Raw genomic sequence first — 13,826 nt, forward strand, 5'->3', positions numbered from 1 at the left:
TTATTAGGCCATGGAAGAAAATGAAGCGCACAGAACGACCTACCTGGAGGAACTCAGCAGCAGCGACTATGAAATCGCAGACCACCAGCCCGATATTCTCGGCTGGGAAATTGTAGATACCAGTGACAATGAAATCGGTGAGGTCATAGACCTGATCTTTGATATCCAGGAGAAAAAGGTAAGGTACATCGTCGCCGATCTTGTACTGGCCACAGATCATTCCGGATATGTACTGCTCCCCATCGGGCTTGTTGGTCTGGATGATGATGAAGATGAAGTGGTCATCGATGCTGGTTATACCCCTTATATCTCCAGCCTGCCGGAATATGAAAGCGGAAAAACCATCTCTCCTGTGGAAGAGTTGGCAATAAGATACGCCCTGATGGGTGAACAGGCGTTACCTCATGCTGAGCATGTAGTCTATGAGCGTCATCCCGGTAATTTCTACGATCACGGACACTTCGATGACGAGAAATTCATCAAACGTTAAGCCTCCGCAGATAAGTCATTTACGGGAAATTTAAATCCATTAGTTTTAATTCGGCGGATGACTATATTTGTACACCAAAGACCTCTTTATGAAAAGTAGAATAGTAAATCAAAAAATTAAAGTACTCAGAAACAAACTGGGAATCTCACAAACCATGATGGCTGAAAGGCTCGGAATTTCACAGAATGCCTTCAGCAAAATTGAGCTCGGACAGATAGACCTCACACTGAACCGCCTTTATAAAATTGCCGATGTGCTCGAAGTGGATGTGCTGGACCTCGTCAGGATTGAGGAGCCCTCATAACCTTTTATTCCCGATCTCTGGAATTCATAAATAACAGGATATAATACAATAAGGTAGCTACAGAACTGATGGCTGCCACCACGTAAGTCCTGGCGGCCCACTTCAATGCGTCGGCTGCCTGCTCATGTTCTGTACCTGTAGTCATGCGCCGCGATTCCAGCCAGCGCAATGCCCTGGCACTGGCGTCATATTCCACCGGCAGCGTCACTAGGGTAAACAACGTGGTTACCGCAAACAACACAATGCCCACCAGCAATATCGTAGGATTGGAACGGCCGGCAAGAAAACCGAGTCCAATGAGGATGATCCATTGAGAGAGCTGTGAGCTGATGTTGACCAGCGGTACAATGGCGCTCCTGAATTTCAACATGGAGTATGCTGTTGCATGCTGAACGGCATGTCCGCATTCATGCGCCGCCACAGCTGCCGCAGATACACTCCTTCCATAATACACGTCCTCACTCAGATTTACTGTCTTGTCCTGAGGATTGTAATGATCACTCAGATGACCCGGCGTGGAAATCACGCGCACATCGTAGATGCCATTGTCATGCAACATCTGCTCCGCAATCTCCTGCCCACTCATCCCATTTCTAAGGCCAACCTGGCTGTATTCCTGAAATTTGCGCTTCAGCTGACCGCTCACGATGAGTCCGACAATAAACATGATCCCGGCAATAAGATAATATCCTGCTAATCCCATAAAAATAAATTTAGTGTCCTTTAATCAGAATAACCAATCTGATGCCAATTTTTTCACATTATAGGCTATGCTCAGATTGCTGCCGTTTCAAACTCCTTTTTGTCCGTTTCACTCAGCTATTCATTCTTTTTCACCAGTGTACCCTACATCTTTGGGACGATATGAAAAATTACCTGATATTATTGCTAATCTTCTTTTCCCCGCTAATTTCGCAGGGGCAGGATAAATGGGACCTGAAATCCTGCATTGCTTATGGACTGAAAAATCACCGCAGCAGAAATGTATACAGCAATGAACAGCTGGCGGCGCAGGCAAAAGCGAAGGAGGCCCTGGCGGCATACCTGCCCAGCATCAGCATCAATGGAAGCACAGACAACAACCTGAAAGTCCAGGAAACCATCATCCCTGCAGGTTTATTTGGGCCCACAGACACCAGGGTGGCCTTCACTAAAAAATTCACCACTACAGGAACCGTCCAGCTTGATCAAACCATATACGATCAGGAGCTCATCACCGGCCTGAAAGCCAATAAGTACAACAGCAAACTTGCCGCACTGAACGTGGTGGCCAATGATGAAACGATCATCTATAACATCAGCACTGCTTATTACCAGATTTTTGTCTACCGTGAACAACTGGAATTCCTGAAAGCCAATCAAAAGACCTACGCACAACAGCTCGCAATATCAAAATTACAGGTGGACAAAGGGGTGGCCATGGAATCTGACCTCAACAAAATCCAGGTGAATTACAACAACAACCAGGCAGAGGTGGTTGCCGCTGAGAGTAATGTAACGCTCAGTGAGAATCAATTGAAAAATGCAATGGGACTCGCCCTGAGCGCGGCCCTGAACGTTGATCCGTCTGCAAATGAACTACCACCTAACCTTAACCTCATCCCGGAAAGCAACTCCTTCAGCGAGAGCAACCGCAATGAATACCAGGTGGCTGAAGTCAACACCTCACTACTGGACATCGACCAAAAGAGATCGCGTGCGGGCATACTCCCCAAAATATCGTTCTATGGCCGCTACGGAGGAAATGGTTTTGGCGATAAAATCGGTGAGTCATTTTCTACCATTACCGACTTCTCCGCCATCGGCCTCAAACTGAGCATGTCCCTCTTCGATGGTTTTAAAAGAGGTGCAGTCTACAATCAGGCACATTACAAATACCTCAACTCCCTGGAAAACCTAAACCTCGATAAGGAGAAATACAGGCTGGAGTACGAGAATGCACGGACAAAGATGCTCCGCGAGCAGGTCAACGTTGAGAACAACAGACGCAACATTGAGCTTGCCGAGTCTGTCTTCAAAAGTACCGACCTACAGTACCAGAAAGGTGTCACCGGCCTTACCGAATGGCTGGATGCCCAGAATTCCATTAACGACGCCCAGAACAACTACCTGAATTCCCTATACAATTTTTACCTGGCAAGGATCGACCTGGAAAAGGCCAATGGTACATTAACAAATTTCTACAGCTCATTATAACCCCATGAAACGCAAGCACATCACCATTATTATCATCGTTGCCATCGTCGGCCTGATTGTCTATCAGCTCAGCTCCAATAAAAAAGAACTCAATGCAAAAAACAACCCTGCTCCGGCACCGGAAATCAGCATTCCGGTAAAGGCAGCCACTGCTGTAGAAAAAGAACTGCAAATGAACATCCTGAAAACAGGCTCACTGGCCCCATTTATAGAGGCGAAGGTGCTTTCTACAGGAAGCGGTACGGTCAAACAGCTGTATTTTAAGCTGGGCGACAAAGTGGTACAGGGGCAGCCGCTCATCGTATTGGATACGCGCCTGCTGCAGCTTGACCTGCAGAAATCGGAATCCAATGTGGCAAAGCTGCGCAACGATGTGCAGACTTATCAGGAACTGCTCGAAGGAAAGGCGGCCACACGCGAGAAGGTAAACGAGCTGCGCCAGAGCTACTCCGACGCGGTGAATGAGTCAAAACAGATCCGGAAACAGATCGCAGATGCCAGCATCAAATCACCTACCACAGGTGTCATTGCTCAAAAAACAATTGAAGAAGGTGTTTATGTCAACTCGGGCGCAGAACTGGCTACCGTCATCAATCTTTCTAAAGCTAAGGTGCAAGTGAGCCTTACAGAAGCAGAAGTCTACCAGATCAAAGTCGGCCAGCCGGTAAAGATCACCACAGAAGTTTACAAAGGAAAAACCTTTGCTGGCACCGTCACTTTCATCAGCCCCCAGGCTGACGAAACCCGCAGCTACCAGGTGGAAATCATGGTCACCAATCCTGGTGGCGAAATGCTTCGCTCGGGCACCTTTGTTTATGCTGATTTCAGCAAAAAAACTACGCAGCAGATGCTGATGATCCCCAGGGAAGCGCTTACGGAAAGTGTACAGAATGCTTCGGTATATGTCATACAGGGCAACAGCGTGAGACTTCAGGAAATAAAGACCGGACAGGAATCGGAAGGGCTGATTGCCGTGACAGATGGCCTGAAGGCAGGTGACGTCGTCGTCGTATCAGGTCAGATCAACCTGAAGAATGGAACCAAAGTGAGCATATCAAAATAAAAGATTACATGTCAATTTCAGAAATAGCCATAAAACGGCCCCTACTCATCACTGTAATCTTTACAGTGCTCATCCTCTTCGGCGTACAAAGCTACTTCAAGCTCAACTACAACCTGCTCCCCAAAATACAGGTGAATGTAGTCAGCATTAGCACCGTATATGCCGGTGCTTCTGCTGCCGAAGTGGAAACGGCGGTGACCAAGAAACTTGAAGATGCTTTTTCCTCGGTGGAAGGACTGGATCAGATCAGCTCCACTTCCCAGGAAGGCATCTCCCAGATCTCTGTAACCTTGAAAAGCGACGCCGATATTGATAAAGCAGAACGCGACATCCAGCGTAAAGCGGACCAGGCACAAAATGACCTTCCCGACGACATAGATAAACCACAGGTCAACAAAATCAGCCTTGAGGAAACACCCGTCATCCGTGCCGGGGTTACCTCTACCCTCGCACCACGGTCACTCTTTGACGTGATCGACAAACAGATCAAACCTGTTTTACAGAACATCCCCGGAGTAGGCCAGGTCAACATCATCGGCGGCGACGAACGCCAGATCCAGGTGAACATCGACCAGGCGAAGCTTAAAGGTTACAACCTGGGCATAGAGCAGGTCACTCAGGCCGTGGCAAACGCCAACTTGTCCTTCCCGGCAGGAAGTATAGAAACCAAAGCACAGCAACTGTCGATCAGGTATGATGCCAACGTGGAATCCATTGACCAGCTGCGCGACCTGGTGGTATCCTCCAGAACGCAGGGCGGCAAAGTTTACCTGAGAGACATTGCCGAAGTGGTCGACGCCACCGCAAAAACCACCGCCATCAACCACATCAATGGCATCCCGTCTATCGGTGTGCAGGTCATCAAACAGTCTGATGCCAATGCTGTGGATGTCAGCAAGCTGGTAAAGGCTGAGTTTACAGAACTGCAAAACCGCTATAAGTCACAGGGACTGAAGTTTGAGATCTCCAGTGATCAGAGTACCTATACGCTGTCATCTGCGCATGCGGTAATGGAAGACCTTGTACTGGCCATCCTGATCGTGGGCATCGTCATGCTCGCCTTTCTCCATAGCCTCCGCAGCTCGCTGTTCGTACTGGTGGCCCTTCCGGCATCCATCATCCCCACCTTCATCATCATGTACCTGATGGGCTTCTCGCTCAACCTGATGACCCTCATGGCCATGTCGCTCGTGGTGGGTATCCTTGTGGATGATTCTATTGTGGTTTTAGAAAACATCTACCGGCACCTGGAAATGGGCTCGGAAAAAAGAAAAGCAGCCCTCGACGGGCGTAATGAAATCGGCTTTACGGCACTTGCCATCACCCTGGTGGACGTCGTGGTCTTCCTGCCCCTGGCCATGTCAGGCGGCATCATCGGCGCCATATTACGGGAGTTCTCGCTGGTAGTGGTGTTCTCTACGCTGATGAGTCTGATGGTTTCCTTTACCATCACACCAATGCTGGCCAGCAGGTTCGGAAAGATTGAGGTGATGAACCCCAAGACGCTGTGGGGCAGGATCAACCTGGCATTGGAAAACTTTATCGATAACCTGAAGCTGGACTATGCAAAGTTCCTCAGGTACACGCTCGATAAAAAACGTTATTTATTATCCGGAGTGATCCTGCTGATCATCGGTGCCCTCATGTTACTCGCCAAAGGTTTTATTGGTGCTACATTTATTCCTAACGGAGATCAGGGCGAGCTGCTCATCAAATTGGAACTTGCACCATCATCTACCATCTACCAGACCAACATGGTGACCCAACAGGCAGAGAAACTCATTATGGCCAGACCAGAAGTGATCAATGTATTCTCCAGTGTTGGTTTTGTGAGTGGAAGTGTCTCCGGAACAAGCAACAATGCCAATCTTGCCGAGCTGACTGTCTCGCTCGTCGGCCCTAAGGAACGTAACAGCAGCTCGTCCGACTTCGGCCTGGACCTCCAGCGTGAACTGAGCAGCAAGATCCCTGGAGCCAAGTTCTCTGCCTCCGCAACCTCCATCTCCGGCAACAGCAACTCCGCCCCGATACAGGTGGCCATCAAGGGGATCGACCTGGTCGCCATACGCAAAACTGCTGAAGAATTTAAGAAAATCATCAGCAGCATACCGGGCACACAATTCGTCGAGCTTTCCGTGAAAGATCAGAAGCAGGAGATCAAAGTGCAGCTTGACCGCGAAAAGATGAGCCAGTTTGGGATCAATGCGAACCAGGTTGGCGCAGCACTCCAGAATTCCTTCAGCGGAAATGACCGTGCAAAATTCAAACAGGCGGGTAACGAATATGACATCAGGATTGGCCTCGACAACTATAACCGGTCGGACATCAATAATGTACGTAACCTTTCTTTCAGCAATTCCGACGGGCAGTCATTTGTGTTGAGCCAGTTTGCCGCAGTGGTCGTGGGCAGAGGCGAAAGTGTGCTTCAAAGGACCGACCGCCTGGGTGCCATCACCGTCAACTCCAATGTGGTGGGCAGGCCTGTGGGCTCTGTAGCTGCAGAAATTAAAGACAAACTCGCCGCGGTAAAAATCCCTGATGGCATTTCCATTGAATACCTTGGTGATGTAAAAAACCAGGGTGATGCCTTTGGGAGCCTCGGACTGGCGCTGGTCACGGCCATCTTGCTCGTATACCTCATCATGGTCGCCCTTTATGAAAGTCTGGTCTATCCTTTTGTAGTCTTGTTCTCCATTCCAGTCGCACTAATCGGAGCGCTCCTCGCACTGGCACTGGCCATGGAGACACTCAACATCTTTTCCATCATCGGGGTGATCATGCTGCTTGGCCTGGTATCCAAAAATGCCATCCTGATTGTCGACTTCACCAACCAGCTGAAGGCGGAAGGTCACGAGCTGAAAGATGCGCTTGTGGAAGCAGGAAAAGAAAGGCTCAGGCCCATCCTGATGACCACACTGGCCATGATCCTGGGAATGCTACCGATTGCCCTGGCCTCGGGCTCAGGTGCAGAGATTAAAAACGGAATGGCATGGGTCATTATCGGAGGACTCACCAGCTCTATGATCCTGACGTTGTTTGTCGTCCCCGCCATGTACCTCATCATCGAAAAACTCATCCTTAAGTTCTCCAGAAAACCATCATCACAAAAACTACTGGAAGCTCCAGCGGGCATTTAATGAATAAACAAAGACACCCCATCTTCGCAACAGAAAATACATGAAAACAGCATCTCTAAAAAGAACTTATTCCATCAGCGCTTTGCTCCTGCTCAGCTCCTCCGCAACAGTCAGCGCTCAGGTATCCTACCAGAAACAACAAACTAAGATGAGGGACTCCATCATCCTCAGTCACCTGAGAGCAGCGGCAATCAGGACTCCTGAGCTGCGCCAGGCCACCTTATCCGCGGAAGCATTCGGAAAGACCGATTTTAAATCCGAATATCTGGGCGAAAAACATGCGGAAGGCAAACTCGCTATGGCCAGGACCTTTGCCAATGTGAATGTTCCTGTAATTGCTGTCGGAAAAAATATGATCTCCAGCTCTTTCAGCATCATGACACAATACATGCGGATAGAAGACTCAAAAAGTTTCATTCCCTCCCTGCCTGTGCGGGACATGTCCTTCCACAAAAATACACTTGGATTCCGCCTGGGCATCACAAGGCTGGACTCGCTGTTTGGCAAACCTGTCGTGTATAGCCTGGGTGCCACTGGAATTACCGATGAGGAGTTTGGGATCACCAGGATGAACTACATGGGACTGCTATCATTTGGATTGAAACGTACACCGAAAACAGCAGTTTCCTTAGGAATAGTGGCAATCATAGACCCATCCTCTCCCATACCCGCATTTGTTTATGTCTCCTACTGGCATAAGTTCAGTAACAATATAGAACTGATCGCCAACCTGCCCACAAAGCTGGCCCTGAGCAAACAATATGGTAAAGCCAACATCACCTTCGGCACCGACATGGGCGGTACCACCGCATTTGTTTACCCGCAGCAACCCGGCCTGCCAGCTAAAAGCCTGTACAGCACTTTTGAGCTTAAAACAGGCCCAGGAATCGAATATCTGATCAACAAGAGCCTGATCATCGGCCTTAAAGGTGGTTTGATGAATACGCTGAATGCAAGGTTGTTTGATAAAAATGAAAAGCCAACGGATTATGTCATCAAAAATAAAGTCGGTGCAGTTCCTTATGTAAACCTGAGCATCTCCCTGCTCCCGATATTCAAAAGCTTATAATAGAAAAGGTCCAACACATTACTGCGTTGGACCTTATCATTTAGTTTACTATAATTTTTATTTCAGGAACAGCTTTCTGATCGCATTGTTACCCATATCAACGATGTAGATGTTTCCATCTTTATCCATCGCCATGGCGTCACGCTGCATAAACTGAGCCTCGTTCAGCCCTCCATCTTTAAACCCTCTTGTGGTCTGTGCGGATACCGTGCTGATCGTGTTCTGGATCAGGTCAACCTTCCTCGTGTTCTGTGAAAATCCATCAGAGAAGTACATGTTGCCCTTTCCATCACCAACGAATCCTTTTGGTGAAACCAGCATCGCAGATTTGATCGGACCGTCTGCATTTCCGAAATTCCCGTTTCCAGCCCACCTAAGATCATATATGCTGTTTACCAGATCGAAACGACCGATATATAAGCTTTCTGAATCAGCAAAGTATAAATAAGAACCGATGATGATCGGTGCCGCACCTTCTGCAGCTCCATTGAATCCTCGTACTACTGTTCTGATACCTGCCTTGTCTACCCTGGTAAGGCTGTATGATGTCTGTACCCATAGGATACCGCTTTCATCGATCGCCAGTTTACCGGGTTGGTTCAGGTTTACAGCGTAAGTGCTGACTACCCCCGAAGGTGTAATTTTACGTACGCTGGAGTTGGCACCATCAGTCAGATACATGTTATCCTGCTGGTCAAACACGATGCCGCTGATAAAGCTGAAGTTAAACAACGCAGCTGTACCTGTACCATTCTGGTTTCCAGACGCTCCTGTTGGGCTACCTGCAAATAGGGTTACGTTACCGTCCGGTGTTACCTTCTTGATCCTGTTCATGGTGAGCTCCATGATATACAGGTTGCCATGGCTGTCTACAGCAATGCTGGCTCCCCGGTCCCTGACGTTTATATCACTGCTGTTAGGCCCGCCAACATAGGTCATTATGCCTGCACGGTTGAAGGTCCCTGGTGATACGGCCGTCTGGCCGCCACTCAGTACCCGCACCTCACCTGTGGTCAGTGCTGCAGGGGCGACCACTACCAACGAGGTGGTCGTTGCGCTGACTACCTGCGCCGCCACACCATTGAAAGTTACTGTATTTAACGCTGCCGTTGCACTGAAGCCAGTACCGGTAATTGTTACCTGCGTGCCCGCCAGTCCATTGTCCGGGCTCATCCTGGCAATACCCAGTGTCTGGTCTTTGAAATCAGGACCGTTGACTACCTGATCGTTCACATTCAGCACCACCTTGCCATTACCCGTTGAACCGGGGATCTTCAGGGTAATTTTATAAAGCGTCGATGCCGTCACCTCTGCAGGTTTTCCATTGATCGTGACCACATTCTCATCATTGATGGTACTGAAATTCTGGCCAGTGATGGTCATCTCCGTACCTGCGGGACCACTCAAAGGTGTTACCGATTCAATGGTTGGGAAGGGAACAACGGTGAACACAGGGCCTACAACCTTCTGATTGTTGATGGTCACTGCTACCGGGCCTGTAGCTACCTCGTCAGGTGCAACTACCGTCAGGGAAGTTTCCGTAACTTCAGTCACCAAAGCCTGTTTCCCGTTAAAGTCTACATAGTTACCAGCAACTACTTCATCAAAACCACCACCGATGATCTTCACACGTGTTCCTTTACCTCCCGTTGCGGGTTTGATGCCGGAGATCACCTGGAACTTAAAGCTTTGGCCTGAAGCTTCTTTCCCATTTACCTTGATGGTGACTGGTCCGGTCCCCGCATCCACAGGTACCTCAGCCACCAGCACATTGCCGCTTGCACTGACCACCAATGCAGCTTTGCCGTTTATAAAAACCTCTGCAGGGCCCGATGTGCTACTGAATCCGGCACCTTCGATACGGACATGTGTACCTGCTGCCCCATTCGTCGGGCTGATGCTGCCCACACTCAGGTCCTGATAAGTATAATTGCCCACGTTGACAGACGCTCCCCCGATCTTCAGGACGACCTGTCCCGTACTACCTGCTGCAGGTGCACGCAGCACAACAGCTGTAGCGGTAGCGCTTACAATTTCGGCCTCTGTACCTGAAAAGGAAGCGGATACCTCACTGATGTCTGTACTGAACCCTGTTCCTTCTACGGTAATCAATGTGCCCTGCTGGCCACTATTTGGATAATAATCCGTCACTGCAAGCGGCAAACGTTCCACCTCTTCCTGCTCCTCCTTCTTACACGCGCTCAACAGCAGCAGCAACAGGGACATCAAGCAAAAAAACCGCTTATAAAAGAAATTTAATTCTCTGAAAATCTTATTATTATACATCATTATTTCAATTGATTATTCATAATTAAAAAGTATACCTCGCACCAAACTGCAACTGCGTTCTTGAGCCGTAGTAATCGATGCTGTAAGGCTTTCCTGGCGTCGTAAACTGATACCTTGGATACATCCCCGGATTTTGCGCCGGCGGAAACAACTCAGGGGTTAAGCCTACGCTCGCTGTGGAATTGAAAGTGTTCGGTGAGAAATACTGGATGCCCCAGCTTTTGCTGATCAGGTTCGTCAGGTTCATGATGTCAGCGGTAAGTGTGATGAACTGCTTTTTTGTGGCAGTCATGAACACATCATGCGACACGTGTAAATCTGCCTGTACATTCCAGGGGGTACGTGCCTTGTTCCGTTCCGTATAGTTGCCTCTTCTGCTGCTCAGATAGTGGTCGCCGTCAATCACTGCGTTGAAAGCATCTGCCTGCTGTGCTGCTGTCCCTGTTACTGCATTGTCCTGAAAATAACGAATGGCATCTTCGCGCTGCGGGATGAAAGCAAGGCTAACCTGTTGCGGCAAGCCCTGCATGCTATTGTTGACAATGCCATAGGTGAATGGACTTCCCGACTGTGCACTGAAGAACAGCGACACATTGGTCTTGCCTGCTTTATCCCATACTTTGTTATAGCTGAATGTACTTACAATGCGGTTTCTGATGTCGAAATTGCTGTTCGCCAGCACCGGATTATTTGGCACCAGCGACTGATTCAGCTGCCAGTTTGATTCCATGGAGTTACGTACGCCATTGGAGAGGTCTTTTGACTGCCCATAGGTATAGGAAACAGAAGCCTGGAACTTGTCTGTAATATTTTTGCTGATGGTCCCTGTCAGGCTATAGCGATAGCCCTTGCTGGTATTGCTCAGCAGGTATATGTTGGAAAAACGTTGGTCTACGGTACCGCTGTATACTGGTTGCTGATGATGGGTATCATACCCGTAATACGTTGGGTTATCCTGCACATTCAGCTGCTGGAACAAGACATCTTTAATGTTCTTGGTATAGATGGCTTCGACGCCTAGTTTCCATTGGTCATCGGTAGCATAATCCAGGCCTAAGCTGCTGCGCATCACCTGCGGCATCACAAAGCCGTTGTCAATTAAATCGATCTGTGTTTTACCACTGTTCGGGTTGTTGGTCACGGCACCATTCTGCTGGATGAAACCGGCGATGCCATCAGCGCCGCCCTGAAGTGGGTTGCTACCCGTTGCAAAGGGCTTCTGATCGGCCTTCTGGTCAAATCCGCCATAGCTGTCGCCATTGTTATAGAAAGCGTATGCCAGCCATGCCATCGGAATTCTTCCGGTAAACAAACCTGCACCACCACGCAAAATCAGCTGCTGGTCACCATTCCAGTCGTAACGGAAGCCGACTCTTGGCGACAGCTGCACCTTATTCAGATAACTGTTCGTGATCCGGTTTAATGGCGTATAGGTGTAGGTCCTGCCAAAGTATGGATCTGCGAGAATGTTGCTCATCTTGTCACTCAACTCCGGACGGTCTCCAAGATATGCCATATCGGCCCTCAACCCTGGAATGACCTTTAACTTTTCGGAGATCCTGATCTCATCCTGAAAATACAGACTGTACATATTCATGTTGAACTTTGCCGCCGGGTTGTCCAGGATATAAGACCTGCTGTTGTCGGTGTAATTATAGGCGCCACGTACACGGTAGGGATTGTTGCTCAGGTAATCCTCAATACTGAGGTAGTCTACCCTCCCATTCCAGGCATTGACAAATCCATAAGTGATGTTGTAAAACTCATTGTGTGTACCAAGGGTAAACGTGTGTTTGCCAAGGTTCCAGTTCAGGTTCCCTGTAAGCTCCAGCGTGCGTTGTTTCATATCGAAGATGCTCGCCTCCCGGTCTGTGCCCAGGTAGATGGTTGTGCCCGGTGTGCGGCCTGCAATCTGTACCTGTGGAAGGCTTGGATCACCCATTGGATCTCTGGAGTCATTGACCACGGTATATCCTGCAAGAAGGTTTCCCGTCAGGCGGTTGCTGAACCTGCTTTTCAGCTCTGCCACGGTGGAGCTCTGGTTGTTTTTCTGAAGGAAAGCCATGCTGCTGAACCTGAAATCCTGCTGATCACGGTCCATGTGCGTCGCTTCAGAAATGATGGTGTTGTTCCTTACTGCAAGCTGGTGTTTATCGCTGATGTTCCAGTCCAGGCGATTGAAGAATTTCAACGATTTAGCGTAAGTATTGAACACATCAGCAGTACCGGCATTGAAAAAGTTGCTTGCCGTGATGTCTTCTGCATCCTGCTGACTAAAAATATGACTGGTTTCCGCACGTCCGGCCATCAGTTGTGTAGGATCCTGCCTGCGGGTAATCTCCTCATTGCTGAAGAAAAACAGTTTGTCTTTGATCAGGGGAAAACCAACGCGGAAGCCGCTCTGGTAATCATAAAAGTCGCTGTTCATCTTCCCAAGCGTGCCTACCCGGTCTTTACCGGTCAGGCTGGCATTGCGGCCAAAGCCGTATACCGATCCTTCCACCGCATTTGTTCCACTGCGGGTAACGGCATTCACCGATCCACCGGTAAAGTTACCGATCTTGACATCGTAAGGTGCCAGGTATACCTGCATGTCTTCTATGGCATCTATCGAGATCGGGTTGGTGCGCGTAGAACTTCCGGCCATACCCGAAGTGCCCGACTGCCCGCCCAGGGAAGGGCTGAATCCTATTGCATCGTTATTGATGGCGCCGTCAATGGTGACGTTGTTGTATCGGAAGTTGGTCCCTCCAAAGCTATTGTCTTTGCTGGATTGTGGTACCAGCCTGGTCACATCAGTGATGCTCCGCGAAACGGTTGCCATATTGCGCACCTGCTCGCCGCTGATGTTTTTCCCCGAACCGTAGGTGCTTGCCTGTGCACCTCTTTTGGTGGCCCTGATCGCTACCTCTGCCAGCTGCTGCGTTTCATCGCCAAGCGCAAAGTTCAGCTGTAATGCTGCTCCTAAACGAATGGTGATCCCCTCCCGTCTCCCGGTCTTCATGCTCATCATCATGGCTTCGACAGCATAGGGGCCGCCAATGCGTAAGTTAGGCAGGTAATAATGTCCGTTTTTGTCTGTCGCCGTAGCGTATTTGGTGCCCGAAGGCTGGTGAATGGCTACAACCGACACTCCCGGCAAGGCCAGCCCTGCAGCGTCCAGCACTTTCCCATTAAGGGTTCCGCTGGTCTCCTGAGCGATCCCGGCAAAGGGCAACAACATCAGGAGTAAGCATATTTTATAAATTGTATTTTTTAATGTCATCTCTAAATTCTTA

The 13,826-nt window shown here is 49.1% G+C and carries 9 protein-coding genes; 6 read left to right on the forward strand and 3 right to left on the reverse strand.

From position 1 onward, the window contains the following. The first annotated feature begins 10 nt into the window (after nt 1–10). Nucleotides 11–490: a PRC-barrel domain-containing protein gene (locus PBAL39_RS18230; protein WP_008244251.1), complete on the forward strand. Its 480-nt coding sequence runs from the start codon at nt 11–13 to the stop codon at nt 488–490. Nucleotides 491–578: 88 nt separating this feature from the next. Continuing rightward, entirely contained in the window at nt 579–794 is a 216-nt protein-coding gene (locus PBAL39_RS18235) for a helix-turn-helix domain-containing protein (RefSeq protein WP_008244253.1), read from the forward strand. Between the two features lie 4 nt (nt 795–798). On the opposite strand, the gene PBAL39_RS18240 is transcribed toward PBAL39_RS18235, so the two are convergent. Beyond that, nucleotides 799–1,497: a zinc metallopeptidase gene (locus tag PBAL39_RS18240; RefSeq protein WP_008244255.1), complete on the reverse strand. Its 699-nt coding sequence runs from the start codon at nt 1,495–1,497 to the stop codon at nt 799–801. A 161-nt stretch (nt 1,498–1,658) separates the two neighbouring features. Here PBAL39_RS18240 and PBAL39_RS18245 point away from each other — a divergent pair, with 161 nt between their 5' ends. Genes PBAL39_RS18245 through PBAL39_RS18260 form a run of 4 tightly spaced genes read left to right on the forward strand, consistent with a single transcriptional unit; the run spans nt 1,659 to nt 8,259 of the window. Next, on the forward strand, nt 1,659–2,990 hold the full coding sequence (locus PBAL39_RS18245; protein WP_008244257.1) for a TolC family protein: 1,332 nt from the start codon (nt 1,659–1,661) through the stop codon (nt 2,988–2,990). Nucleotides 2,991–2,994: 4 nt separating this feature from the next. Continuing rightward, on the forward strand, nt 2,995–4,053 hold the full coding sequence (locus tag PBAL39_RS18250) for an efflux RND transporter periplasmic adaptor subunit (RefSeq protein WP_008244259.1): 1,059 nt from the start codon (nt 2,995–2,997) through the stop codon (nt 4,051–4,053). A gap of 8 nt (nt 4,054–4,061) precedes the next feature. Then, nucleotides 4,062–7,190, forward strand: a complete 3,129-nt coding sequence (locus PBAL39_RS18255) for an efflux RND transporter permease subunit (protein WP_008244260.1) — start codon at nt 4,062–4,064, stop codon at nt 7,188–7,190. A gap of 40 nt (nt 7,191–7,230) precedes the next feature. Next, the gene (locus tag PBAL39_RS18260) at nt 7,231–8,259 is read left to right on the forward strand and encodes a hypothetical protein (RefSeq protein ID WP_008244269.1); all 1,029 of its coding nucleotides are present in this window, start codon (nt 7,231–7,233) and stop codon (nt 8,257–8,259) included. A gap of 57 nt (nt 8,260–8,316) precedes the next feature. Here PBAL39_RS18260 and PBAL39_RS18265 read toward each other — a convergent pair whose 3' ends face one another. After that, nucleotides 8,317–10,548: an IPT/TIG domain-containing protein gene (locus PBAL39_RS18265; protein WP_083801772.1), complete on the reverse strand. Its 2,232-nt coding sequence runs from the start codon at nt 10,546–10,548 to the stop codon at nt 8,317–8,319. A gap of 22 nt (nt 10,549–10,570) precedes the next feature. Next, entirely contained in the window at nt 10,571–13,813 is a 3,243-nt protein-coding gene (locus PBAL39_RS18270) for a carboxypeptidase regulatory-like domain-containing protein (protein WP_008244272.1), read from the reverse strand. Nucleotides 13,814–13,826: the final 13 nt, after the last annotated feature.

The organism is Pedobacter sp. BAL39 (assembly GCF_000170795.1).
GTDB lineage: Bacteria > Bacteroidota > Bacteroidia > Sphingobacteriales > Sphingobacteriaceae > Pedobacter.

Excerpts from the sequence above, each read along its gene's own strand:
- PBAL39_RS18230 (WP_008244251.1), top strand. The coding sequence starts at position 11 with ATGGAAGAAAATGAAGCGCACAGAACGACCTACCTGGAGGAACTCAGC.
- PBAL39_RS18235 (WP_008244253.1), top strand. The coding sequence starts at position 579 with ATGAAAAGTAGAATAGTAAATCAAAAAATTAAAGTACTCAGAAACAAA.
- PBAL39_RS18240 (WP_008244255.1), bottom strand. The coding sequence starts at position 1,497 with ATGGGATTAGCAGGATATTATCTTATTGCCGGGATCATGTTTATTGTC.
- PBAL39_RS18245 (WP_008244257.1), top strand. The coding sequence starts at position 1,659 with ATGAAAAATTACCTGATATTATTGCTAATCTTCTTTTCCCCGCTAATT.
- PBAL39_RS18250 (WP_008244259.1), top strand. The coding sequence starts at position 2,995 with ATGAAACGCAAGCACATCACCATTATTATCATCGTTGCCATCGTCGGC.
- PBAL39_RS18255 (WP_008244260.1), top strand. The coding sequence starts at position 4,062 with ATGTCAATTTCAGAAATAGCCATAAAACGGCCCCTACTCATCACTGTA.
- PBAL39_RS18260 (WP_008244269.1), top strand. The coding sequence starts at position 7,231 with ATGAAAACAGCATCTCTAAAAAGAACTTATTCCATCAGCGCTTTGCTC.
- PBAL39_RS18265 (WP_083801772.1), bottom strand. The coding sequence starts at position 10,548 with ATGATGTATAATAATAAGATTTTCAGAGAATTAAATTTCTTTTATAAG.
- PBAL39_RS18270 (WP_008244272.1), bottom strand. The coding sequence starts at position 13,813 with ATGACATTAAAAAATACAATTTATAAAATATGCTTACTCCTGATGTTG.